Annotated in this window: 18 protein-coding genes; 10 read left to right on the top strand and 8 right to left on the bottom strand. The window is 47.1% G+C overall.

Going from position 1 to position 25,144, the window contains the following annotated elements:
• The first annotated feature begins 177 nt into the window (after nt 1–177).
• The 8 genes from LZG73_RS06895 to LZG73_RS06860 all read left to right on the top strand — a co-directional run bounded on the left by LZG73_RS06895 (nt 178) and on the right by LZG73_RS06860 (nt 11,854).
• Nucleotides 178–2,598 (top strand): TonB-dependent receptor, encoded by a 2,421-nt coding sequence (locus tag LZG73_RS06895; protein WP_233847110.1) that lies wholly within the window; start codon nt 178–180, stop codon nt 2,596–2,598.
• A 240-nt stretch (nt 2,599–2,838) separates the two neighbouring features.
• Nucleotides 2,839–6,057, top strand: a complete 3,219-nt coding sequence (locus tag LZG73_RS06890) for a SusC/RagA family TonB-linked outer membrane protein (protein WP_233847109.1) — start codon at nt 2,839–2,841, stop codon at nt 6,055–6,057.
• Nucleotides 6,058–6,088: 31 nt separating this feature from the next.
• Nucleotides 6,089–7,537 (top strand): SusD/RagB family nutrient-binding outer membrane lipoprotein, encoded by a 1,449-nt coding sequence (locus LZG73_RS06885; RefSeq protein ID WP_233847108.1) that lies wholly within the window; start codon nt 6,089–6,091, stop codon nt 7,535–7,537.
• Between the two features lie 158 nt (nt 7,538–7,695).
• Entirely contained in the window at nt 7,696–8,043 is a 348-nt protein-coding gene (locus tag LZG73_RS06880) for a DUF1801 domain-containing protein (protein WP_233847107.1), read from the top strand.
• A gap of 73 nt (nt 8,044–8,116) precedes the next feature.
• Entirely contained in the window at nt 8,117–8,839 is a 723-nt protein-coding gene (locus tag LZG73_RS06875) for an SDR family oxidoreductase (protein ID WP_233847106.1), read from the top strand.
• Between the two features lie 63 nt (nt 8,840–8,902).
• On the top strand, nt 8,903–9,802 hold the full coding sequence (locus LZG73_RS06870) for a histone deacetylase (RefSeq protein WP_233847105.1): 900 nt from the start codon (nt 8,903–8,905) through the stop codon (nt 9,800–9,802).
• Nucleotides 9,803–9,925: 123 nt separating this feature from the next.
• Nucleotides 9,926–10,678, top strand: a complete 753-nt coding sequence (locus LZG73_RS06865; RefSeq protein WP_233847104.1) for an OmpA family protein — start codon at nt 9,926–9,928, stop codon at nt 10,676–10,678.
• Nucleotides 10,679–10,705: 27 nt separating this feature from the next.
• A complete protein-coding gene (locus tag LZG73_RS06860; protein ID WP_233847103.1) occupies nt 10,706–11,854 on the top strand; it encodes a DUF4249 domain-containing protein in 1,149 nt (382 codons plus the stop codon).
• Between the two features lie 50 nt (nt 11,855–11,904).
• On the opposite strand, the gene LZG73_RS06855 is transcribed toward LZG73_RS06860, so the two are convergent.
• Entirely contained in the window at nt 11,905–12,333 is a 429-nt protein-coding gene (locus LZG73_RS06855; protein WP_233847102.1) for a hypothetical protein, read from the bottom strand.
• Between the two features lie 194 nt (nt 12,334–12,527).
• On the opposite strand from LZG73_RS06855, the gene LZG73_RS06850 reads away from it, so the two are divergent.
• A complete protein-coding gene (locus LZG73_RS06850; RefSeq protein ID WP_233847101.1) occupies nt 12,528–13,217 on the top strand; it encodes a hypothetical protein in 690 nt (229 codons plus the stop codon).
• Nucleotides 13,218–13,277: 60 nt separating this feature from the next.
• Here the strand turns inward: LZG73_RS06850 and LZG73_RS06845 are convergent, their stop codons facing one another.
• The 6 genes from LZG73_RS06845 to LZG73_RS06820 all read right to left on the bottom strand — a co-directional run bounded on the left by LZG73_RS06845 (nt 13,278) and on the right by LZG73_RS06820 (nt 22,809).
• Nucleotides 13,278–13,835, bottom strand: a complete 558-nt coding sequence (locus LZG73_RS06845; RefSeq protein WP_233847100.1) for a sugar O-acetyltransferase — start codon at nt 13,833–13,835, stop codon at nt 13,278–13,280.
• Between the two features lie 132 nt (nt 13,836–13,967).
• Nucleotides 13,968–15,419 (bottom strand): sulfatase, encoded by a 1,452-nt coding sequence (locus LZG73_RS06840; RefSeq protein ID WP_233847099.1) that lies wholly within the window; start codon nt 15,417–15,419, stop codon nt 13,968–13,970.
• Nucleotide 15,420: 1 nt separating this feature from the next.
• Complete coding sequence (locus tag LZG73_RS06835; protein WP_233847097.1) at nt 15,421–17,013, bottom strand: RagB/SusD family nutrient uptake outer membrane protein; 1,593 nt, start codon at nt 17,011–17,013, stop codon at nt 15,421–15,423.
• 28 nt (nt 17,014–17,041) lie between these two features.
• Complete coding sequence (locus LZG73_RS06830) at nt 17,042–20,128, bottom strand: TonB-dependent receptor (protein ID WP_233847095.1); 3,087 nt, start codon at nt 20,126–20,128, stop codon at nt 17,042–17,044.
• A 144-nt stretch (nt 20,129–20,272) separates the two neighbouring features.
• Entirely contained in the window at nt 20,273–21,085 is an 813-nt protein-coding gene (locus tag LZG73_RS06825; protein ID WP_233847093.1) for a pseudouridylate synthase, read from the bottom strand.
• A 194-nt stretch (nt 21,086–21,279) separates the two neighbouring features.
• Nucleotides 21,280–22,809: a SulP family inorganic anion transporter gene (locus tag LZG73_RS06820; RefSeq protein WP_233847091.1), complete on the bottom strand. Its 1,530-nt coding sequence runs from the start codon at nt 22,807–22,809 to the stop codon at nt 21,280–21,282.
• A gap of 130 nt (nt 22,810–22,939) precedes the next feature.
• On the opposite strand from LZG73_RS06820, the gene LZG73_RS06815 reads away from it, so the two are divergent.
• A complete protein-coding gene (locus LZG73_RS06815; protein ID WP_233847089.1) occupies nt 22,940–23,356 on the top strand; it encodes an SRPBCC family protein in 417 nt (138 codons plus the stop codon).
• Here the strand turns inward: LZG73_RS06815 and LZG73_RS06810 are convergent.
• The gene (locus LZG73_RS06810) at nt 23,353–24,147 is read right to left on the bottom strand and encodes an alpha/beta fold hydrolase (protein ID WP_233847087.1); all 795 of its coding nucleotides are present in this window, start codon (nt 24,145–24,147) and stop codon (nt 23,353–23,355) included. The genes LZG73_RS06815 and LZG73_RS06810 overlap by 4 nt on opposite strands.
• Nucleotides 24,148–25,144 lie beyond the last annotated feature (997 nt).

Raw genomic sequence — 25,144 nt, 5'->3', positions numbered from 1 at the left:
TCTGGTAAATATCTTAGCAACAAAGATAAATGAGAATTGGTGGATTTTACAATTGAACACGTCTAAAATGTCACTCAGCGCACGAAATCGCGCCAAGTAAATTTTGAAATTAGCTTGGAAGTGTTCCATCGGCGAAATACATTTGCGCATTAATTATATTTTGTCTAAATAAGCTTAATGAAAATTCTTCTATCAATTTCGATTTGTATCCTCCTTTCGGCCCAAGCCTTTGCCCAAACCGGCAAGGTGAAAGGAACGGTCATGGACAATGCCAAATACGGGCTGCCCGGCGTGAATGTGCTTATTAAAAACACCACCAACGGCACGCAAACGAGCGACACGGGGTATTTTGAATTAGCCAATATCAATGATGGAAATTATGTGCTGTCAATCTCATCGGTAGGTTTCAAAACCAAAGAAGTGCGCTTCACCATTGCACAAAATGAGGTGGACCTGCAAACGATAACACTTTACGCAGGCGACGAAATTTTACGCGAAGTGGTTGTTGAAGGCGAGCGCGAAAACAAATTTTCGCGCAGCAAAACGGCTTATGTTTCCAAATTGCCTTTGCGCGATTTTGAAAATACACAGGTTTACAGCACCATTACCAACTATTTATTAAAATCCCAGATCGTCACCAATTTCGATGACGCATTGAAAAACGCGACCGGTGTTGAAAATTTGTGGACTTCCACGGGCCGGGGCGGCGACGGAGCGGGTTACTTCTCGCTGCGCGGATTTGCGGTTCAGCCGAAACTGGTCAATGGCCTTCCGGGTCTTACGAATGGAACGATCAATCCGGCTAACATTGAGCGCATTGAGGTTTTAAAAGGGCCCTCGGCAACGTTGTTTGGAAACGCGGTGAGCTCTTATGGTGGGCTTATCAATGTGGTCACAAAAAAGCCTTATGTCGGGACCGGCGGTGAACTTTCATTTACAACTGGCTCATTTGGGTTGAACCAGATCACGGGCGATTTCAACACGGCGCTTAACAAGGAAAAGAATCTTTATTTCCGGCTGAACACATCTTACGCGACGGAACGGAGCTTCCAGGATGCCGGTTTCAGAAAGTCCTTTTTTGTAGCGCCGTCGCTTTCTTACAAAGTGAACAACAATTTGTCGTTTTCCTTTTATGGCGAAATTACGCAGGCAGAGCAAACGAATCCAATGTTTCTCTTCCTGAACCGCAGTGCGCCTACGCATTCGAAAAATCTGAAAGAGCTCAATTACAACAACAAACTTTCATTCACGAGCAATGATCTGACATTGCAGAACCCGACGCAGAACTATCGTGTAGAAATGGATTACAAGCTTTCTGACCAATGGGAGTCACAGACTTTGGTCTCGAAAAGTGCAACTTCCACGAAAGGATATTATTCCTATTTGTTTGATTTTGGCGTTCTGGGAAATGACACTTATTCCAGATATTTGAACAAACAAAATGAATACACAGGAACGTCTGACATTCAGCAAAACTTCATTGGTGATTTCAGATTGGGCTCCATGAGAAATCGCGTTGTTATCGGGCTAGATTATTTCTCGGCGATTTCTACGAGCAACGGAACGGGTTATGCATTCTACGGCAATGTTACGCCTGAGGGCGGTTCCAATGGTGATGATCCTCTTACGAAACCGATTGAAAAAAGGGATTATCCGCTATCCACTGCTGCTGTGGATGCTGTTTTGGCGACTCAGCCTGTGGCCAATTCCAAGTCAAAATACAACATTTACAGTGCCTACGCATCGGATGTTTTGAATCTGACAAACAACTTGTCCGTAATGCTGGGCCTTCGTCTGGACCATTTCGACAATGGTGGCGATGTAAAAACTGCGGAAGACGATTACAACCAAACCACATTGTCGCCCAAGTTCGGAATTCTGTTCCAGCCGGTTTCCGATAAGGTTTCTGTTTTTGCCAATTATCAAAATGGCTTCACAAATGTTGCGCCGTCGCTCGTTGGAGATCCGGATGAAGGCCCGCAAAGGATCAAAACTTTCAGACCCGAGCAGGCTAACCAAATTGAGTTTGGGATCAAGACCAACATCATTAAGAACAAGCTGAATGCGACGATCAGTTATTACGATATCCGTGTTAAAGACCAGGTTATCACCGACCCGTCATCGCCTTTCAACAAAATTCAAGGCGGTCAGATTTACAGCAAGGGTTATGAGATTGAAATCAATGCAAATCCTGTCGCCGGCTTGAACATCAGAGGCGGTTACAGCAATAACGACAGCAAAACGACCCGATCAGACAACACCGAAATTTTGGACAAGCGCCCGCTCGACGCAGGTTCGAAACACACTTATAATGCGTGGGCAAACTATGAAGTGACGGGTGGGAAGTTGCAGGGCTTCGGCATTGGCGCGGGATTTAATGGCGCGAGCGAGCGATATGCGATCAACTACGCTTCAACGGGCGACTTCATGCTTCCGGCTTACACGGTTGCCAATGCATCGCTTTTTTACCAAGCCGAAAATTACCGCATCGGCTTGAAGCTGAACAATGCTTTCAACAAAGAATATTATAAAGGCTGGTCAACCATCGCGCCACAAACACCACGCGCCTTGCTAGCGAACATTACGTATAATTTCTAGCGATTTATATTCAGAGAAGTTCATGCTGTCCCATCCGCTTGCGGGTGGGACTTTTTTGTTTGCAATAGTCCGACTCGCCCAAACGAATGGTATTTTATTTTGACGATTTATAAGTTATACCAATAAAATTCCATGTAACTCGCTATCGACAAACGAAAATTTTGTAAAATCTTTTAATCTGGTTGTAATTGTCAAAACAATATATATTTTTGCGCAATACATTTTACCAACCTAACTACTATGAGAAAAAATCTACTCCTTTTACTGGGGGGGCTAATGCTGCTTTGTGGCCAGGCCTATGCCCAGAGCCGTGAGGTGACCGGCACAGTTACCACCCTGGACGACGGCTCGCTTTTACCGGGTGTCAACATTTCCCTCAAAGGAACCAACCGAGGCACCACGACCGACAGCCAGGGAAACTACAAAATCGCGGCCGATCCCGGCAGCACGCTTGTGTTCAGTTTTATCGGTTTTTTGAGCAAAGAAGTGAGTGTTGCAAAAGAAACAGTGATCAATGTTACATTGGTCAATGACGCCACCGAACTGCAAGAATTTGTCGTTACATCGCTGGGAATCAACCGGGAAAAAAAGGCATTAGGATATTCCGTTCAGGAGATCAATGGTGAAAAACTGACACTCGCGCGTGACGCTAACATTGGAAATGCATTGGCTGGTAAAATTGCCGGTGTGCAGGTTTTAGGACAATCCGCCGCAAAATTTGGCTCGCCGAGCATCCGTATCCGCGGCATCAATTCACTTACCGGAAGTGATCCTTTATATGTTGTAGATGGCACGCCGACGGATATCAGCATGGTCAATATGGACGACGTTGAGTCATTGACCGTTCTCAAAGGACCGTCAGCAACGGCGCTTTATGGAAATCGCGCTTCGGCCGGAGTCATCGTCGTGACTACAAAACGTGCGAAATCAGGGGAAACTTCGCTGACTGTTAACCACAGCTCCACAATCGATCAGGTTTCGCTGCTTCCCAAATATCAGAACGAATATGGCGGTGGTTATTCGCAGGAATGGGAAACGTTTGCATTCAATCCTGCCATTCACCCCGCTTCATGGTCCGCATTTGATGGACAAAAGATCCTGGATTACTCGGCAGATGAAAGCTGGGGACCTAAGATAGACGGTTCTCTGCACAGATCAGCTGCTTCGTGGCAGCCCGGCGAAGGCTTTGGTAAGGAGACACCTTTCAGCGCTAACCCGAACAACGTCCGCGATTTCTTTGAAAAACCGATCAGCCACAACTCCAACATTGCTTTTTCCAAGGCTGGCGACGGCTATGCTTCACGGATCTCATACACCCACATTACCAACAACGGGATCGTTCCAAACAGCAAGCAAATACGCGATTACGTTAGCGCCAGAAACTCCATCACATTTGCCAAGCGTCTCGTGGCCGATCTGAATGTCAACTATACAGGCACCAAAACATTGAATACGCCAGCTGACCGCTATGGATCAACGGGTGGGACGAGTCCGGGCACCAACTTGTTTGGCGTAGGAAATGCAACATTGAATGGCTATAACCAGACCATCGGATCATTCAACCAATGGTTTCAGCGTCAATTGAGCATTGATGATTTGAAAAATTACAAAAATCCGGATGGCACATTCCGCAGCTGGAATATCGGCGGGCCGCTGGACCCAAAACCCAAATACTGGGACAGCCCTTACACCCAGGTTTACGAAAATACCAACGTGAGCCGCCTGCAACGCATCTTTGGTGATGTAGGACTTACTTATAATATCACCGATTATCTCAAGGCAACTGGTAAATTTCGCCGCGATTACGGCACTTATGTGCAAAGCGGCCAGGTTGCAGCAGGAACATTGAATGCGGGCGGATTGGGCGCTTATTCTTACCTAACAGGGGTCAATCTTGAAAACAATTTCGAAGGATTGGTAAGCTTCGACAAGACTTTCAACAAGATTTCTGTTTTGGTCAATGCAGGTGGAAACATTCGTTACAACCGCACAGAAGGCACATTGCAGGCAACAGTAGGCGGGTTAACAACGCCGGGTTATTACAACATCGGCGCTTCGAAGGACCGGCCTTTGGCTGCCAATTATTTGTTTGAAAGAAAAGTAAGGAGCGTTTTTGGTAACGTCAGCCTGGGTTACAACGACTTCCTGTTCGTGGAAGGATCGCTGCGCAATGACTGGTCGTCCACGTTGCCGGCATCCAATAACTCGTATTTATATCCTTCTGTTTCAGCAAGTTTGATCTTCTCTGAGTTCGTCCCAACCAATAATGTTTTCTCTTTTGGAAAGCTGCGCGGTGGATATGCCCAGGTTGGAACCGATTTGGGACCTTACCAAACTGCGCTTACTTACGGCGTCGGCGCAAACTATGGCAGCAATCCATCCATGTCTTTGCCTGGAACATTGCCTAACTCCGCTTTGAAACCGGGTATGTCATCTTCTTATGAAGGCGGAATTGACCTGAAATTTTTCAGAAACAGGATCGGATTGGAGTTCACAGCTTATAAGAATAACAACAGCAACCAGATCATTCCGCTTGCCGTGGCATCCACCAGCGGTTACAATAATGCTGTTGTGAATGCAGGTCTGATCACAACAACAGGTTTGGAACTGCACATATCTGCAACGCCGATCAAAACGGATGATTTCTCGTGGGATCTGGACCTTAATGCGGATCGCAACCAATCCAAAGTGATTGAATTGACAGAACAAAGCCGCAACTATCAGCTCGACGGGCCACAATGGAGAGCATTGACGCTGAATGCACGGGTGGGAGAGAAGTGGGGAATGCTGGAAGGCGTGGGCATTAAAAAAGATGCGAATGGCAGAAAGGTCGTTTACGCGCCAACTCCGGAAAACATTGAAGCCGGAACAGCCGGACTATATGTGAAAGAGAACAATGTGAACCTGGGCAATGTGCTTCCAAAATTCAAAGGTGGATTTGTTAACTCGTTTCAATACAAAGGTTTCAATCTGCAAGCAAGCACGGATTTTGTCGTGGGAGGGAAATTCTTCTCGGTGACGCGCATGTTCAATGCCTATTCAGGACTCTCGGCTGAAACGGCTGGAAACAACGAGTTGGGCAATCCAAAACGCAACCCTGTGGATGAAGGAGGCGGCGTTCTTCTGGATGCCGTGACAGAAGATGGCCAGCCCAACACTTACCGCGTAGACACGCAAAACCTTTACGAAAACTGGCTTTACGCGCTGAACGAAAACTGGATCTACGACAAGACTTATGTGAAGCTGCGCGAGCTTTCGATTGGCTATAAAATCCCGAACAGGTTTTTGGGCAAATACGTAAAATCAGCCAGCGTTTCCGTGATTGGGCGTAACCTGCTGCTCATTTACAGCGCCATAGGCGGTGGAATCGACATTTCGGAAACAGAGACATTGTGGTATGAAGGCGGTCAGCTGCCTCCGGTCCGCTCAGTTGGGGTTAACCTTCGATTGGGTTTCTGATTTCTTTATTCAACATTAAAAATCATCAATCATGAAAAAATATTGGCAAAAACCACTCGCCACCGTTATGCTCGCCGCAGCATTGGTGGGGTGCAGTGATTTCGAAAACATCAATATAAATCCAAACAGTCCGTCGTCCCCAAGCACTGCCGGTCTGCTCACCGGTGTCATCCGGAATGTCGGCACAATTAATGCGCAAGTAGGGCCCGGTGCGGCCAACATTGTGCCTGCCATGTACGTGCAGCAGTTCGGCGATGTTACTTACATTGAGGACTCTAAGTACAAAACGATCAATTTCAGTTACAATGGCTGGTATGCGGGTCCACTGGCGAACTTGCAGCACATCATTGAGCTCAATACAAAAGAGGACACGAAAATCAGCGCAGCAGCTTTTGGCTCAAATAACAACCAAATTGCCACTGCAAGGATTCTGAAAGCGTATTTCTTCCAATGGATTACGGACCGCTGGGGCGATGTGCCTTACTCGGAAGCGCTGAAAGGAGATGGAGATTTCACGCCGGCGTTTGACAAGCAAGAAGCGATTTACACAGATCTGTTCAAAGAATGGAAAGAAGCGGCAGCCCAGTTTGACGGCGGAAAAGCGTTTCAGGGAGACATCCTTCTAGGAGGCAACACAGCCCAATGGAAGAAATTTGCCAATTCCCTTCGCCTGATCGCGGCTTTGCGACTTTCAAAAGTTAAGCCCGATCTGGGCAAGCAGGAGTTTGCAGCGGCGCTGAAAGATGGTGTTTTCACGGCAGGGACGGATAATGTGCAGTACAAATTCCTTTCCGAATCGTCCAACGAAAATCCTTTGTACAACAATTACACAGTCAATAACAGAAAGGATTTTGCTGTGAGCGATGTCATGGTGGATTATCTTAAAAAGACTGCTGACCCAAGATTGCCGTTTTTGGCGGCGAAGAATATTTTGGGTGAATATGTAGGTGTTCCTTACGCGGTCGGAGGGAAGAAGGCGCAGGATGTTTCGTTGATCGGCTCCATTTTGTCACAGCAAAACTCTGCCGTGAATGTGCTGACTTATGCACAAGTTCTCTTTGCACAGGCAGAAGCAGCGAAACTTGGCTGGACAACGGACAATGCAAAAACGCTTTATGAAGCGGCCGTTCAAGCATCATTGCAGCAATGGATGGGCGCAAGTTACACGGAGGCAGCCTACAAAGCCTTCATCGCAAAGCCGGAAGTTGCTTACACAGAGGCGACTGCGCTCGAAAAAATCGGAACACAACGCTGGATCGCGCTTTATTTTCAAGGAACAGAGGCCTGGTCGGAGTGGAGAAGGACGGGTTATCCGGTGCTTAAACCGGCGGCAAACACATTGAATGGCGGCACTGCCATTCCGAGAAGGCTGGCTTATCCCGTTACAGAAAACACATTGAATCAGGAAAATTACAAAGCCGTCGTTGCCTCGCAAGGCGCTGATGATCATTATACAAGGGTTTGGTGGGACAAACAGTAAAGTTTGTAAAACAGTCATTATGCTGAGCGAGATGAGCAATTCATCATTCAGCAAACCACACTCATAATTGAGTAGATTTGTTATGTTAGTGCACTAACAGGCAGGTGTTTCACCTGCCTGTTTTTTGTGTCTTTAAACCATTTATATTGCAAATCGATATGATGCTTAAAGAAATTGACGCCTACTTTTACAACAAACCCGAACCGGTAGGAAGCTATCTGGCGTCCCTGAGGCATTTTGTGCTGCATGACCGGGCAGATGTCACGGAAGCTTGGAGATATTCAATGCCGTTTTATCTGTGTAAGGGAAAGCGGTTTTGCTATATATGGACGGACAAAAAAACCACCCATCCTTATCTCGGCATTGTAGACGGAAACCGCATCGATCACCCTGCATTGATTGCTGAAAAGCGTTCGCGAATGAAGATTTTAAGACTCGATCCGGAGGAGGATATGCCCATAGATTTGATCAGAGAAGTCCTGGAAATGGCAATCGCTATTTTGTAATTTTTCGTAAGTTCGATTTATAATTCAGCAAGTAATTATTTTGCACGTTTCATCGACACAATTTTAGATAAAAATGAAAGCATCAAATAATAAGATCCTGATAACTGGCGGCGCGAGCGGAATTGGCTTTGCAATGGCAGAACGCTTTGCTAATGAGCAAAATACGGTGATAATCTGTGGTCGCCGGGAAGCGGCATTAGCCGAGGCCGCCGAGAAAATTCCGGGATTGATCACCAGGCAATGTGACCTTAGCTCCGAGCAGGACAGGCAAGCATTGTATGACTGGATTGCCACGGAACATGGCGACTTGAATGTTTTGGTCAACAATGCAGGCATTCAGAACTGGATGTCGGTTTCGGATTCTGATTTTTATCAAAGGGCAAAGCAGGAAATTACGACGAACATTGAGGCTCCTTTGCATTTAACTTCCTTGTTTTTAAATCTAAAATCATTGGAAACGGTGATGAATGTGACTTCCGGGCTGTCTTATGTTCCATTTACAAAAGTGCCCGTTTACTCAGCCACAAAAGCGTTTTTCCATTCCTTTACAACTTCGCTTCAATATTTATTAAAGGATAAAAATATTGAAGTCATTGAAATAATCCCCCCGGCCTTGAACACCGACCTCGGCGGAAAAGGCTTGCACGACCACGCGCCACCCGTGAGCGAATTCATCGAGGCCATCTTTAACCAGCTGAAAGAAGGAAGAACAGCATTGACCTTTGGATTCAGCGAAGCCCTGAGCAAAGCAGGACAGGAAGTGCTCAGGCCAATATTTTCACGGCTTAATCCTTGATTTTTTTTGAATAAGCCCAACCTTCGCGCTCAGTCGGCGATCCTTCAATGCTGTTAACCCCGCATGTTTCCAATCGCATTTAATCCCATATACAAATATCCGGTGCCGGAAGGGCACCGGTTTCCAATGGACAAATATGAACTGCTGCCGCAACAGTTGCTGCGCGAGGGCGTTGCGGAGCATTCCGATTTTTTTGATCCGGAAATGGTTGATATGCAGGCAGTTTACGCTGTGCATGACCGGGATTATGCAGATCGCATTGTGGCAGGAAAGCTGAGCAAACAGGAAATGCGGCGGATCGGTTTTGAGCAAACGCCGTTACTGGTGGAACGCGAGCGGCGGATCACAAACGGAACGATCATAGGCGCGCTTCGTGCTTTTGAAACCGGCATTGCATTCAACATTGCAGGCGGCACGCATCATGCCGGGAAAGGTTTTGGAGAAGGATTTTGTATTATCAATGATCAGGCGGTTGCAGCGCAATATCTGCTTGATCATCAGAAAGCAAAACAAGTGCTGATCGTCGATCTGGATGTGCATCAGGGAAATGGCACGGCAGAAATTTTTGCCAATCAGCCGCATGTGTTCACTTTTTCGATGCATGCGAAAAACAATTATCCTTTTAGAAAAGAGAAAAGTGACCTGGACGTGCCGCTGGAAGACCGCACCGACGACGCAACTTACCTGCGTATATTGGCGGATGTTCTTCCGGGGCTCGTGGAGCAAGTGCGTCCTGATTTCATTTTCTATCAAGCCGGGGTCGATATCCTGCAATCGGATAAGCTGGGCAGGATGTCTTGCACCATTCAAGGCTGCCGCCGACGCGATGAAATGGTGATGCGGCTGGCCGAAAAGCATAACATTCCGGTGCAATGCAGCATGGGAGGTGGCTATTCTCCGCAGCTCCGCACAATCCTTGATGCCCATGCGAACACTTACAAGGTTGCGAGGCAGGTTTTTTGACACATTGTCTTGACAGAAAAACGAATATTTTTTATTTAAATAAATCAATTAGCAGTAACTTTCATTGATTGTTAGTTGATTTAAATAATGCGTTGGATGGTTTTGCACTTAATGTGAGATGCTATGAAAACTTTCGTTTGCGCCGTCATTATCAGCCTGATCAACTGCGCAAGCGCGCTGTGCCAGGAAGCGAAAACGCATCAATATTATTCTACTTCCCGCGTAACGCTGAGGGTCCTGGATAAAGAAACATTCCAGCCCATTGAAGCGAAGATCCTCGTTGCCAGCCAAAGCCCGGGAAGCCAGATTGCCCCGGTTTTTGAAGACAAAGTTTACAAATATAGGCTTCCTCTGACCGACACATGCACTTTTTCCATTTACGCGCCAGGTTATGAAATGCTGAATGAGTCGCTTCTTGCCAATGAGATCAATGGCACGGAAGTGTTTTTTCTTACGCCGAAAGAGGTGGATAAAAGTCCTAAGCCCGAGGTCGTGGCAACAAATGCTGTACATGCCCACAAGCCGATTCTTCATGAAGACATTACATCGGTTCTTTATTTCAACCAGAGCAATACAAATATGTCAGGCAGGTCGCAGCGGGAGCTTGAACGGGTTGTGGATTTTCTGAACATGAACGAAAACTTGCAAATTGAGCTCGCAGGGCATACGGACAATCTGGGAGATGAGGAAAAGAATATGCTGCTTTCCTGGGATCGCGCGGATGTGGTTAAGCAACATTTACTGGAAAATAATATTTCACCTGCAAGGATCAAAAGTAAAGCTTTCGGCAGTGCAAGGCCCGTTGCGCCCAATGACAGCGAGCGAAACCGGCGGTTTAACAGAAGGGTAATTATCGAAATGTCGCCTGCGCATTAAATTCAATGCAGGCTAATATGACCAAGCATGGGAAACGTGAAATTATACAGCCAGATAGCGACGGCAATCCTGATTTTTATTTCACCACTATTTTTTCTGGATGGCTGCATTGAACCCTTTTCTCCACCGGAAATTAATTCGAATGATCACTATCTTGTCGTTGACGGGTTTTTCAATGCAGGCGGAACTGACACCAGCCGCTTCGAGTTGCGGAGGACACAAAAGGTAAACCAAACCACCGAACCTTTCATTGAAACAGGCGCGTCCATATCCGTGGAAACGGAAGCAGGAGAGACATTTGCCTTTACTGAACCTGCAAAAGGAATGTATATTTTACCGCCGCGGAATTATGATATGGCCGGGAAATACAGGATCAGGATCGCCACCAAAGACGGTCAGGAATATCTTTCGGAATTTGTAACGGTCAGCCGCACACCGCCCATTGACAGCCTTACTTACAAACTGGACGCCGCGCAGAATGCAGTCGTTTTTTATGTTAACACGCACGATGCGACCAACAGCACGCAGTTTTACCGGTGGAAGTTTGACGAAACTTGGGAGTATGACGCAACTTATTATTCCGCTTTGGAAGTGGTCAATGACACAGTTGTGCTCCGAAAGCAAAATATTAACAAGTGCTGGGGCAAAAATAAGTCTGGCAGTATTTTGTTGGGGAGCACGGTGCGGCTGAGTCAAGACATTATCAAAAATCTGCCGCTGAACATTGTCCCGATTTCAACCAACCGGTTTTATATCAAATACAGCATTCTTGTAAAGCAATACGGGCTTTCGCGGCAGGCCTTTGAATACTGGACAGATCTTTCAAAAACAACACAAGGGACAGGCAGCTTGTTTGATCCGCAGCCGTCGCAAGTTACCGGCAACATTAAGAACACGGGCAATCCGAAAGACCGTGTTTTTGGCTATTTCAGCGCATCAACCGAGGCAACCAAACGGCTTACCATTGCGCCGAAACTGGGGATTTTTCCCAGGTGCACTGAGCCTGACACGATTCCGCTGGCTTGCGGCCGGAATGGAGAAGCTTGTGCTTTGAACACGCCTAATTTGCTGCTGTCTTACTGGGGCATCCGTGCGGATTCTGTGCTGGTGGGAATTGAATCATGCGCAGATTGCCGGACAGCGGGAGGAACGACTGACCGGCCTAGTTATTGGTAAAAAGCCTTGCACACGCTCAGTATGCAAGGCTTTTGAACTGAAAATTAAACTTACCGTGTGGCGGTCAATGTGAAGTCCGTGCCCACGTCGTCTGTTGCATTGATGATGATTTTCTTGCCTTTGATTTGAGCAACCCTTTCTCCGTCGTAAACCAGGTCAATGGTGCTGCCGTCTTCGGACAGTTTGATATCGTTGACATCGTAAACCATGAAGTCGTCACCCGTAGATTTTGAGCGAATGTCAAGCTCGGCGTCGACCGTCGTTTCAGTTTTTCTGGTGATTTTAATGTTGCCTTTCAAATCGCTTTTGTCAGCAGGAACCGTCTGACCGTCGAATTCAAGTTCGGAAAAAGTATAGGTTCCTGAAACCTTCGTTGCGAGGTCCGGCGCTGGCTCATCTTTGTCTTTTTCGCAGGAAGTGATTGTAATGCAAAGGAGCAGCAATGCCGCCAGATGTTTGAGATTGAATAAATTTTTCATAGCTGAATGATATATATTGTTTGATGCCCAAAAGTATTATCACTTCGACGATCACGAAACGGGCTGTCGCATAGACTGTTCCAAAATTGTATTGAATTGATCAGATGGCGTGATAAATTGTGGCATGCTTTTACTAGCAAATTCAGTGACTGCGATCCATGTAGGAGGCGGCGAAATACAATCAAATTGAAAACATGAGCCAACTGCAAGTAAACATTCTATCATATAACGCAATCAGCGAATTGCCTGATTCCTGGTTAAAAACAGACTATATCAACCTGCTGAACACCATGGATTATGGCGATGTGGGTGAGATTCAGGATGCTGAAATCAAAGAAATGTGCATGATGTCGCTGACGGACTTTGAGCCTGACGAAGCCGCAAAACTCGTTCTGGATTATGTCATCGGCGAGCGACTTACGGCGGGTCAGATAGAGAATTTATCGCACGAGATTCAGACAGAAAAGTTATGGGAAGAATATCCGGTGCTTGAATTGCATCCCGATTTGTTTCGCGCAACGCAATTGCTCCACGATGCATACAATGGGAAGTTTCCGCGCACCGAAGCCGTTCAGTTTACCATGGAAATACAAGGCGATCTGTCGGTTCTGGAACAAAATAAAGAAGCCGTGATCGTACGGATTTTAGCCGGAGGCATTTCAGACCGAAGCCTGATCAACCGCCTGTTTTCAGATCAGCTCGCCGGGGCGAAATTTAATGAGGCCAAAACCATTTTATGGAAGCTGAATGAAGTTTCAAAAAGCGAAAGTTCGGTAACCTACGACATTGTCAGCTCTGCATATTGGCTCGACGAAGTGAAATATGTGGATGCATTTGAAGTCAATGTCGAAGCGGATTTGACGGAAGATGAAACGGAAGAATAGGAGGTTTATGCCAACTTCGCGCATGGATTCCCTGCGCGAAGTTGGCATTTTTAAATAACATTAAGCCAGCTGACGAATCACTTTACACGGATTCCCGGCGGCGAAAACATCTTGCGGAATGTCTCTGGTCACGACGCTTCCTGCGCCAATGATTGTCCGGTCGCCGATGGTTGCGCCCGGACAGATTACAGCGCTGCCGCCTACCCAAACATCTTCGCCAATTACGATCGGCTTTGCATATTCCAATCCGGACGCACGCTCTTTGAAGTCAATGGGATGCGTGGCCGTGTAAATCTGCACATTAGGCCCGAAGAGCGTCCGGCTGCCGATGGTGACGGGCGCAACGTCCAGCACAATGCAGTTAAAATTGAAAAACACCCTTTCACCCACAAACATATTATAGCCGTAATCGCAATAAAACGGCGGTTGCAGCCATAAACCCTGCAATGCATTCGGAATAAGCGCCTTTAAGATTCTGCCGCGCTCTTCAACCTGATCTTCCGCCGAGTCATTTAACTGTTTGATAAGCAGGCGCGTCCGAAGCCGGTCAGCAACCAGTTCCGGGTCGAGGGCATCGTACAATTCCCCGGCGATCATTTTCTCTTTTTCCGTTCTCATAATGTCACTCGTTAAGCGGTGAATGTGCCCAAGTTGTGCATTATTTATTTAGCACGAAAATAAAATTCCCCGCACATCAGGACAAGCTTCCTGGCATGCGGGGATATTTAGGAGTTAACTAAACCTGCATGATTACTTTGTAACTTTTCCGAGTGGCCTCACGTGCTTGCCGGTGCGCTGCTGCAAATCGTCGCCCAGATCTTCACGAGCAGCTTCGGCAATTTTTTCTAACTGCGCGACAATTTCAGGATATTGCGCATAGACGTCATAGCGTTCGCCCGGGTCGCGTTCCAGATTATAAAGCGCCAACGGGATTGCATGATCTTCCGGCGCTGGTCCCGGCTGACCGTCTTTCCCCGGTACCTGACCCTCATACGTGCGACCCGGATGTGAAAAAACGAGTTTCCAGTCATCCTTGCGAACCGCTTCCAAACTGTTTTTTCGGTAATAATATAGGAAGTTTTCGCGTGGCTTCCGGGTGTCGTCGCCTTTCAGCAAGTCTACGAAATCAATGCCGTCTATCTGCTCTTTCGGTAATTTTGAGCCGGTTAGCTTGGCCAATGTTGGGAGAATGTCAATGTTGGACAAAAGTCTGTTCGAAACTCTTCCCGCAGGCACGACACCCGGCCAGCGGATCATTGCCGCCACGCGCTGCCCGCCCTCGTATGACGTTCCTTTTCCTTCGCGGAAACCACCCGATGAGCCTGCATGATCGCCATAATTGAGCCAAGGACCATTGTCGCTGGTGAAAATTACAATCGTGTTATCATCGAGCCCCTGCGCTTTCAGCTCCTTCATAATTTGCCCGACCGACCAATCCAGTTCGGTCAGCACGTCGCCGAAAATCCCGCGCTCACTTTTGCCTTTGAAATTGGCACTGGCAGCCAATGGAACATGCGGCATCGGATGCGGCACATAAAGGAAAAACGGATTCTTTTTGTTGCGCTTAATGAAGGAAACGGCCTTTGCTGTAATGGTGGGCGTTAGTTCGCTGGCATCACTGAGATCTTTGATTTCCTTCGCAGGTTTGTTCCCGTCGATCCAATGAAGTGGCGGATATTGCGCCTGCTTCTGCCAGGGATGCAAAGGCCACATGTCATGCGAGTAGGGGACTCCGTAATATTCGTCAAAACCTTGTTTCAATGGCAGGAAGATGGAATCGCTTCCCAGATGCCATTTTCCAAAAATCCCTGTTGCATAGCCGTTGGCTTTCAGCAATTCGGCAATCGTTTCTTCCTTGGGATTGAGTCCTAGCCCCTGTTTGGGCCCAAATGCGCCGTAAACGCCCACGCGATTTGGATAACAACCTGTCAGCAAAGCAGCGCGGGAAGCACTGCAAACGGCTTGCGCCGCCAGGAAGTTGGTAAACCGTGTTCCTTCCGCAGCCAGCTTGTCAATGTTAGGCGTTTTGTAACCCAATGCGCCCGTTACGGTCAGGTCGCCGTAACCCAGGTCGTCAATGAAAAACAGAACCACGTTAGGCTTTTTGACTGCTTGTTTTGGAATGAATGCAACCAAAAATGCAGCAAAACTCAGGGCAACAAATGGGAAAAGAATGATCTTTATTTTTTTACTAAAAAACATATTACCAGCCTGGGTTTTGAGTTAATGATGGGTTCAGATCCCTTTCTTTCTGCGGAATGGGCCAAATATAATGACGACTTACATCAAATGTTTTGTTCACCGCCACAACTTCGACGGTCTTCAATGCGCCGCTCGCGTCTTTGTAAGTGATGCCGTAAACAGGACCGGGAATCACTTTTTCAGCTGTCTTCCAGCGGCGAATATCAAACAAATGCTGACCTTCAAATGCGAGCTCAACCGTTCTTTCGCGACGCACAATTGCTCTTAATTCCGTTGCGGATGTGGTTTTGATCGAAGGCTGTTTTACGTCTGTTCTGCCGTTTCTGACCAAATTAATGGCTGCTAAAACACTCGCATCAATTTGTCCCAACTCAATTTTTGCTTCCGCGTAAGTCAGCAAAACCTCTGCATAACGGAGCAAAATGATGTTCAAACCGCTGTTAACCGGGTTGGCGAAATCGTCGGCGCTAATGTATTTTTTAATGTTAAAGCCGGTCGTGGACGCAATGTAAGTGCTGCCGATCGCGTCCGCAGTTCCGCTTGTAGGCTGCGGCTTGAATGCAATGCCGCTTGGCAACACATCGCCTTCCAGGAAGACGGAATATTTGAGACGTGAGTCACGATTTGCATAAGGGGCCGCCGGATTATAGCCGCTGGTGGCGTCGGTGATGAGCTTTCCGTCCAATGTTTCATAAGTGTCAACCAATGCTTTTGTGGGCACATAAGTGCTTTGGCTGTTTTTCTGACTGTAAGGTGCGAGCAGTGCGAAAACATTGATCGGATAAGTGTCTTTGATAAATTGTCTGTCGAACAAAACCTCCTTGTTGTTTTCAGCAGCGTAAGTAAACAACTTTTCATAAGATTCATACAAGCCATAATTGCCCGATTTGATCACTTTATCAGCTTCTTCGGCGGCTTTGGCATAACGGCCCGCATACAAGCTGGCCCGGGCAGCAAGTCCCAAAGCTGCGCCCTGCGTTACGCGTCCTTTGTCACTTGCCGGATAAGTTGCGGGCAGCAGAGCAGCCGCTTCGTTCAGTTCTTTGTCAATAAAATCCCAGATTTCGGCCACAGGTGCTTTTACCAAAGTCCTGCTTTCGTCAATAGTCAATGCGGAAGTCACCAAGGGAACATCGCCATAGAAACCGGCCAGTTTAATGTATTGATACGCCCGCAGCACTTTCGCTTCTCCTTTCAGCTGGTTGATCAGCGCCGTGTTTGTTGACGCAACTTTATCGACATTCTCCAAAAAATAAGAAGTCGCGCGGATGCCGCGATATGCTCTTTTCCATTCATTGTAAATCTTTGAGCTCGTGCCGTCGTAGGTTCCAAGTTCCACATAAGCCTGCACGTCAAAGTTCTGATTCGTGTGCGCGATGTCGGTCAATGCGTCCCAGGAAATGACATTTGTGCTGTCGAGGTCGGTGTATAAACTGTTTACAGCCAATTTCGCATCTTGTTCGGTTTTCCAAAAGCCGTCAACGGACAAGCGGTCGTTGGGAACCGTGTCCAAAAGATCATTATCGCAGGAGACAAGTGCAATGGATGCAATGCCGAGCGAAAGGATCATGTATTTGATTGAATGTATTTTCATGATTTTAAAGTCAATGGTCTTGAAATGATCAGAATTGCAGATTCAAACCTGCTGTGTAAAGGGCCGTTTGCGGATAATAAACAGCGCGTCCGGAAGGGGCTTCGGGGTCCAGGTTCCACTCGTTCAGTTTTGAGATGGTGAACACATTGGTTGCGGAAACATACACGCGAATCCTGCTTAAATGGATTTTTTGAGAAACAGTTGCCGGCACATTGTAAGCCAGCTGCACATTTTTCAAGCGCAGGTAAGAGCCGTTCAGCACGAGGCGGTCCGATGTGGCAACATTGCGTAAATCGTATTTGACCGGTCGTGGGAAGCGCGCGTTCGGGTTTTCGGGCGTCCAGTAATTGTTGGTGTAAATTTCATGCGTGAAACCTTCTTGATTTCCCATTTCAGCCAACGCACCGGCCAACCGCGAATTCACTTTTGCGGCGCCTTGGAATAAAATGTTCAGGTCGAAATTTTTGTAAGAAAAGTCGGCATTAAGCCCGAATGTGTATTTTGGAAACGAGTTGCCAATGGCAGTCATGTCATTCGCATCAATCTTCCCGTCGCCGTTCAGATCCACATATTTAACATCGCCGGGTTTGGTGTTGGCCGCATAGGTTGCCTTGTATTCAGTGATTTCCTGTTGTGTTTGGAACAATCCGTCCGTTTTATAACCCCAAAGCGTGTTGATAGGCAAGCCTTTTTTGATAATGTAACGTGGGTCAATGTCCGAACCAGTCAGGTAAGGGCCTGTTCCTTTCAGATCGGTCACTTTGTTTTCATTAATGCTCAAATTCCCGCCAACATTATAACGGAAACCGTCGCTCGAAGGCGTTCCGCGATAGTTCAGGCTGAATTCCCAACCCTTATTCTGGACAGAACCAGCATTTTGCGGAGGCGCAGTCAAACCGATTGTTGCCGGAATGTCCAGGTTCAGCAGAATGTCGTCTGTTTCTTTGTTGTAATAATCAACAGTCAGGTTTAAGCGTTTTTGTAGGAATGCAGCATCCAATCCAATGTCTAGCTGCGTCGTTGATTCCCAGCCAAGATTTGTATTTGCCAGCGTATTTTGGCGGTAACCTTGCACGGGCAATCCACCGAAACTGTATCCATTCGCCGTCAATGCTGTCACGTAACTGTAAAGGTCAACCGATTGATTTCCAGTAATTCCCCATGAGCCTCTGAGTTTTAGATCATTGACTGCGCTTTCAAGTCCCTGCCAGAAATTTTCTTTTGAAATGCGCCATCCGGCTGAGAACGAAGGAAAAAAGCTGTATTGTTTTGAACCAATAAACTTGGAAGATCCGTCATAACGACCATTGACTTCAACCAAATATTTGCCATCATAATCGTAATTCACCCGCCCGAAAAACGACCGCAAACCATAAACTGCGTCTTTTCCTGCGTTGGTCTTGGTGCCGTCATTCGCTCCCTGGCCAATGGAGCCAATGTCATTGTTATAAAAGCGCTCGCGGTAAGCAGAAAGGAAAGTCTGCGTATTGCCAATCTGGGAATATCCGACCAATGCCTTCAAATTGTGGCTGCCAAAGCCTTTTTCATAAGTCAGCAAGTTGTTGATCGTGTATTCGCGGAGCGTATTGCGGACCTCCGTCAAGCTGTTGTTGGCAATGGTTTTGGTAATGTTTGTGTTTTTGTCCGTGTTAACGTAAGAGTTTGTGTAGTTTTTTTGTTGGGTAAAAAGCCCGCGCCCCGCGATTTGTGTCGAGAAAGTCAAGCCTTCTGTCAACTCAAAATCTGCTTTGACAAAACCAGCCAGATAATCCGTTTTTTGTCTCGACTGTCCGCCGATTTCCAAAAACATCAACGGATTATTTCCCTGCGTGCTTAATCCGTAAGTTCCATCAGGATATTTGGGAACTGCCCAAAGCGATCCGTGGAAGAAGTTGTTGAGCGGAGCATCAGGGTTCGTTGTCGGACTTTCGGTGCTGTTATAGCGATAATTAATGTCCGCGCTGATCCGGATTTTCTTGCTGACATCATAATCCGTGTTTAGCCTGAACTCGCCAATTTTATTGCCAAAATTTTTGATCACACCATTCTGATCCTGGTAACGGACACTAAGTCTTGTGCGCAAAGCTTCGCTTCCGCCGGCGATGGACAGGGAGTGATTCTGCTGGGGAGCAGTGCGCAGCAATGTCTCAAACCAAGTGTTTGCAAAGGGATATTTTTCACGGTCCGTCGCATTGACATAAGCCTGGATTGATTCTTCGGTGAAACGGGCCGGAACCGCCGCCCCTGCATTGGTGTAAGCCGCCACTTGCTCGCGCATGTAAGCTTCCAATCCCATCATTTTCGGCACATTGTTTGATTTTTGGAGCGCGTAATAACCGTGGTAATCCACCTGCACTTTGCTTCCTTTCGCCCTTTTTGTGGTGATTAGCACAACACCATTGGTTGCCCTGGAACCGTAAATCGCGGTCGACGCAGCGTCTTTTAAGATGGAAACAGATTCAATGTCATCGGGATTAATGTCGCTCAGCTGTTGCTCAATGCCATCAACAATGATTAATGCGTCGTTTTTACCAAGGTCATAACCGCTTGTGCTGCTGCCATTGATGTTGAATGTCGTGATCCCGCGAACGCGGATTGTGGCATTGGATTTCCCGGGCGATCCGCCCAGATCATTGACAGCAACTCCGGGCATTAAGCCCTGGAATGATTGCTGCACATTGGAAACAGGCCTGCGCGCAACGTCTTCGCCCGTGATGGTTGACACGGCATTGGTCAGACTGTTCCGCTTTTGCGTTCCATAACCCACTACAACAAGCTCGTCCAGTTGCTTGGTGTCCGCGGCGAGTTGAATGTCGACAACGCTTCTGCCATTCAATGGCGTCTCCTGAGTTGCGTACCCGATCCCGGAGAAAACAAGGATAGCATTCGCAGGAACGCTCAGTTCGTATTTCCCGTCCGCATCGGTGGAAGTGCCTGTAACTGTATTTTTTACAACGATATTCACACCCGGCAAACCGCCTTTATCGGTTACGCCTGTGACTGTTCCTGTAACCGTAACATTCTGAGCAAAAGCATGTAAGCTCAAAAGAATGCATGTAGACAGGAAAACCCATTCCCTGACTTTCGGGATTGACCTTGATAAATTTTTAATCATTTTAGAACGTGGATTATTTAAATTGGATCTGCTAAACTCATGAAGCCGACATAGCCTATGAAATTGATAGGCAAAGTAAATTACATATCACCGAAATACCAAGGTGGAGCGCTTATTATCGCCTGGATCGGGAGATTTTACGAGTTAATCACATATTATATGTGAATGTTCCAGTTCCATTCCGGAGAGCATATGCGCGAGGATCGGGGCACATTTTTCACGGCAGGAAGGATAAAATTCGCGGTGCTTCCAAAACGCAGATTTTGGGGATTGGCCCCACCAAAATTCTGCGATGGCAAGCGGTTTCATATTTTGCTGAAAAGCATATTGAAGCAATTTGGGCGCGGCACATTCACCCGCGCCAGCTGGCGGATTCTTATAACCAGCATCAGAGAATATCTCACGAAGGCTCTTTTGCTTACCAGTCTGGTTAAGAAAATGATATTGGTCAAAAATCTGGTTTTGAAGCGTTAGTGAATGCGCTTTCCGCATGACTTTGAGTTCTCGGATTTGGGTTTCGAATGTTCCCAATCTCTCCGCTTCCAGCATGCTGATCTCGTCATTAATTCTTGAAAGCTCCGTCATTCCAGCATTCAAAAAACCTCCCGCTGCAACGCCGTCGAACAGAGGCGGGACGAACCTGGAATGATGATTCGCGCCAGCGAGCTTACCTGAAAATGCAGACAAATATCCAATTTCGTTTTGCTCCGTCTGAACGACCAGCACGCCAAACATTTTTCCAATAATGTTCACTTCATCATTGGTTAAGCCAAAATTATGCGCCCAATCCTGTTGATTTTGCACATGTGCTTGCAACATTGAAACGGCTTGCGAAGTGAGTGGATGGGGACTTTTGGCAAATGGCGTAGGGAATTTTTTTGGCAAGGCATCATATGCTAACGTCTTTTCAAAAGGCGTAAAATAAGTGTCAGCAGTAAGAATTGGGAGATTTAACAAAAGAAATCGTGTCGAAGAAAATCTGAATTTGGAGAGAGGGCCCGGGGAAAGGACCGGCCCCGAAGGGCCAGCCCAATCATAACGTTGAGTATATTCATTTGAAATAACAAATAGTTTTGTAACCGATCATTAACATATAAAAATACTTCTACTCTTTCTTGTAATAGAAATAGTGAATTGATTTAACGGTCATTTTATCGCGCCACGTGATAAGTCGGATCGTCAACAATGTTCACGGCGATGACGTCCTCGGCATTGATCAAAAGTTGGCGGCAGTCGGGGCTGAGGTGTTTTAAAAGCACTTTTTTACCTGCCTTGTGATAACGTTCGGTGATCTTGTTCAGCGCCTCAATTCCCGACATGTCGGCGACGCGGCTTTCAGAAAAATCAATGATCACCTCTTTCGGATCAGACTGGATATCGAACTTTTCATTGAATGCTGTAACGGACCCAAAAAACAGCGGGCCGTAAATTTTGTAATGCTTTACGCCGTTGGCATCAGTGAATTTTTTTGCGCGAATCCGTTTGGCACTTTCCCATGCAAAAACCAATGCGGAAATGATCACGCCTATGAGGACGGCCAGTGCAAGGTTATGGAGATAAATCGTGATTGCAGCCACGAGCATGCCCACGAAAATGTCCTGCTTAGGCATTTTATTAATAATTCGAAAGCTCACCCATTCGAACGTCCCGATGGCCACCATGATCATAACGCCCGTCAAAGCAGCCATTGGCACCAGTTCTATCAGTGGCGAAGCGAACAATATGATGGCCAGAATGGTCAGCGATGCAATGATGCCGGACAACCGGGCCCTTGCGCCAGCTGAAAGATTAACCAAAGTCTGTGCAATCATGGGACAGCCGCCCATGCCAAAGAAAAAGCCATTCAAGATGTTGGCGCTGCCTTGCGCAATGCATTCGCGGTTTCCATTGCCTCTGGTCGCGGTAATTTCGTCTACCAGATTCAGCGTCAGCAAGCCTTCCGTGAGGCCCACGCCTCCCATAATCAATGCATAGGGGAAAATGATCTGCAATGTGGCGAGCTCAAACGGAATTTGCGGCACGTGGAATGGCGGAAATCCGCCGCTGATGGAGGCAATGTCGCGGACGGTTTTTGTGTCAACATTGAAAACGAAAACAACTGCAAAAACGACAATAATGGCCACGAGGCTAGGAGGGACGGCTTTTGTGATTTTTGGAAGCACGAGCACAATTGCAATGGTGAGCGCAACGAGTCCGGCCATGATCATTAGCGGTGTGCCGCTTAGCCACACCGTTTCGCCATTGACGACGGTTTTGAAATGTTCAAGCTGGGACATGAAAATCACGACTGCCAATCCGTTTACAAAACCATACATGACGGGTTGCGGAACGAGCCGGATGAATTTGCCAAACCTGAAAACGCCGACCAATATTTGAAAAATACCCGCCAATGCAACTGCTGCAAACACATATTCCAGCCCATGCGATTGCATTAGTGCGATTAATGTGATGACCGTCGCCCCAGCTCCGCCGGAAATGAGGCCGGGTCTGCCTCCGAAAATGGATGTTACAATGCCCATGATGAAGGCGGCGTACAAACCTGTTAATGGTGGAAAACCGGCTAAAATCGCAAATGAGAGCGATTCCGGCATCATGGTCATGGCAACGGTTAGTCCGGCCAGTATTTCATTTTTGTAATTTACTTTCTGTTTAAAATCGAACAGATTGAGGTAAGCGTTCATTGGCAAGTAAAATGGGGAAACGAATTTACCACTATTAAAAAAAATTATACTAACTATGGCGACCCATTTTGGTTCGACGCGTTGGGCCATTTCAAGCATTTTTCTGCAAACACGATTAAACTAACATAACATGAGCGCAAAGCAAATTACGGTTCAGGCAACTGTTGCGGCCGAAAAAGAGAAAGTTTGGGATTATTATACAAACCCATCGCACATCACAAAATGGAATTTCGCCTCAGACGATTGGCAATGTCCGAGCGCTGAAAATGACATGCGCGTGGGCGGGTTGTACAAAGCCAGGATGGAAGCCAAAGACGGCAGTTTTGGCTTTGATTTTGAAGCAATTTATGACGCAATCGCTACGGGTGAAAGCTTCACTTACAGCATGTTGGATGGACGAAAAGCAACCGTGAATTTCGAAGGCGTTGGTGATGAAACAGCGGTTACAGTCGTTTTTGATGCGGAGAGCCAAAATCCAGAGGAAATGCAAAAAGGCGGCTGGCAAGCGATATTGAACAACTTCAAAAAATACGCGGAAGCCAATTAACCGCCATTTTTAGTCAAAAACTCGTTGATCATTCCGGCAGCCAATGTTGGGATTATGCTGTTCGGTGTTGTGGTGCAGATTTCGCCAAGATAGTCGCTATGTCCGCCAGGCAGGATTGCCAGTTGAGCGTTCGGAATCAACCGTGACAATGTAAGAGAATGCTCCACGAGGATCACGTCCTTATCGCCGCTCATGATCAAAGCCGGGGCGGTGATCTTTTTTGCCAACTCATCGGGAATGTCTTTAAAGTCGATCATGCGCTTGGAGTCGCGCAGAAACATGGCGTGCAGGCCTTCCGCGCTAGGGTTCGCTTTCAAATATGCATCCTTCAAAGGTTGCGGCATGTTGTCAATCGAGGCGTGCTGCATGCCTTCGAAAAAGCCGGATATAATGCCATCACGCCTGGTTAATGCAGATGCTAAAACCAGCTTGCGAACCAACTGCGGATGCCTTATTGCAACCTGAATGGCTGTGGTGCCTCCATTGCTGAAACCCATGATATTGGCTTCTTTAATTTGTAGCAGATTCAATAATGCCGCCACGTCATCCGCGTCCTGCTCAAAAGTCATTTCGCGGGCAATGTCAAGCGTGTGGCCGTGCGCCTGCAATTCCAACGCTATCACTTGATTCGACTTCGCCAGCTCAGGCAAGATCCTACCGTAATTAGACGCAATCGTCGACCCGCCACCGTGCAGCAAAACCAGTGGAAAGCCGCTCCCATAAATCTCATAATAAAGTTGCAGACCGTTAACGGCAGCATATTGCCCTTTCCCTGTTGATTCTGAGCTCATTGTTGTTGGTTTTTTTGAACAAACATACGGGTAATTTAGAATAGAAACAGATGGCAAACGAGCCAAAAAGGGGAGGTGGGATGGGCGAGATTCATGATTTTTTTTGCAGGAAATTGGGGGATTCATTATTGGTCCTTTGTCGACGGGTTGAAACCCGTCGGTAGGATATGGGCCGAGCCTACGGCTCTTTTTTTTACATGTAAAAGGGAAGGCCAGAGGCCTGGCTGACTTCCTTGCTGTGGGTTTTAACCCACAGCAGCTAGGAGCATCGGTTTCCTTAACAGGGATATCTTATGATTGCCAGCTAGCATGGTAGGTGATTCGGGTCCCTTATCGACGGGTTGAAACCCGTCGGTAGGATATGTGTCGAGCCTACGGCTCTTTTTTCTTGCAGACACAATGAAAGGCCAGAGGCCTGGCTGATTTCCTTGCTGTGGGTTTCAACCCACAGCAGTTAGAAGCATCGGTTTCCTTAACAGGGATATCTTATGATTGCCAGCTAGCATGGTAGGTGATTCGGGTCCTTGGTCGACGGGTTGAAACCCATCTTTAAGATATGTGTCGAGCCTACGGCTCTTTTTTTCTACATACACAGTGGAAGGCCAGCGGCCTGGCTGATTCCTTGCTGTGGGTTTTAACCCACAGCAATCAGGAGCATTGGTTTCCGTAACAGGAAATATCTTATAATTGCCAGCTAGCATGGTCTTTGATTCGGGTCCTTTGTCGACGGGTTGAAACCCATTTTTAAGATGTGTGCCGAGCCTACGGCTCTTTTTCCTACATACACAATGAAAGGCCAGAGGCCTGGCTGATTTCCTTGCTGTGGGTTTTAACCCATAGTAATCAGGAGCATTGGTTCCTTTACCAGGAATATGTTATGATTGCCAGCTAGCATGGTATGTGATTCGGGTCCTTGGCCGACGGGTTGAAACCCATCTTTAAGATATGTGTCGAGCCTACCGCTCTTTTTCCTACATACACAATGAAAGGCCAGAGG

It is taken from the genome of Dyadobacter sp. CY326 (assembly GCF_021390515.1).
In the GTDB taxonomy this organism is placed as follows: Bacteria; Bacteroidota; Bacteroidia; order Cytophagales; family Spirosomataceae; genus Dyadobacter.
Note: the sequence above shows the minus strand (reverse complement) of the source record. Positions and strands in the feature narration are given on the sequence as shown.

What these genes read in the sequence shown, in the direction of transcription:
- LZG73_RS06860 (WP_233847103.1), top strand. Translation starts at nt 10,706, where the DNA reads ATGGGAAACGTGAAATTATACAGCCAGATAGCGACGGCAATCCTGATT.
- LZG73_RS06865 (WP_233847104.1), top strand. Translation starts at nt 9,926, where the DNA reads ATGAAAACTTTCGTTTGCGCCGTCATTATCAGCCTGATCAACTGCGCA.
- LZG73_RS06895 (WP_233847110.1), top strand. Translation starts at nt 178, where the DNA reads ATGAAAATTCTTCTATCAATTTCGATTTGTATCCTCCTTTCGGCCCAA.
- LZG73_RS06880 (WP_233847107.1), top strand. Translation starts at nt 7,696, where the DNA reads ATGATGCTTAAAGAAATTGACGCCTACTTTTACAACAAACCCGAACCG.
- LZG73_RS06810 (WP_233847087.1), bottom strand. Translation starts at nt 24,147, where the DNA reads ATGAGCTCAGAATCAACAGGGAAAGGGCAATATGCTGCCGTTAACGGT.
- LZG73_RS06850 (WP_233847101.1), top strand. Translation starts at nt 12,528, where the DNA reads ATGAGCCAACTGCAAGTAAACATTCTATCATATAACGCAATCAGCGAA.
- LZG73_RS06890 (WP_233847109.1), top strand. Translation starts at nt 2,839, where the DNA reads ATGAGAAAAAATCTACTCCTTTTACTGGGGGGGCTAATGCTGCTTTGT.
- LZG73_RS06885 (WP_233847108.1), top strand. Translation starts at nt 6,089, where the DNA reads ATGAAAAAATATTGGCAAAAACCACTCGCCACCGTTATGCTCGCCGCA.
- LZG73_RS06875 (WP_233847106.1), top strand. Translation starts at nt 8,117, where the DNA reads ATGAAAGCATCAAATAATAAGATCCTGATAACTGGCGGCGCGAGCGGA.
- LZG73_RS06815 (WP_233847089.1), top strand. Translation starts at nt 22,940, where the DNA reads ATGAGCGCAAAGCAAATTACGGTTCAGGCAACTGTTGCGGCCGAAAAA.
- LZG73_RS06820 (WP_233847091.1), bottom strand. Translation starts at nt 22,809, where the DNA reads ATGAACGCTTACCTCAATCTGTTCGATTTTAAACAGAAAGTAAATTAC.
- LZG73_RS06845 (WP_233847100.1), bottom strand. Translation starts at nt 13,835, where the DNA reads ATGAGAACGGAAAAAGAGAAAATGATCGCCGGGGAATTGTACGATGCC.
- LZG73_RS06840 (WP_233847099.1), bottom strand. Translation starts at nt 15,419, where the DNA reads ATGTTTTTTAGTAAAAAAATAAAGATCATTCTTTTCCCATTTGTTGCC.
- LZG73_RS06835 (WP_233847097.1), bottom strand. Translation starts at nt 17,013, where the DNA reads ATGAAAATACATTCAATCAAATACATGATCCTTTCGCTCGGCATTGCA.
- LZG73_RS06855 (WP_233847102.1), bottom strand. Translation starts at nt 12,333, where the DNA reads ATGAAAAATTTATTCAATCTCAAACATCTGGCGGCATTGCTGCTCCTT.
- LZG73_RS06870 (WP_233847105.1), top strand. Translation starts at nt 8,903, where the DNA reads ATGTTTCCAATCGCATTTAATCCCATATACAAATATCCGGTGCCGGAA.
- LZG73_RS06830 (WP_233847095.1), bottom strand. Translation starts at nt 20,128, where the DNA reads ATGATTAAAAATTTATCAAGGTCAATCCCGAAAGTCAGGGAATGGGTT.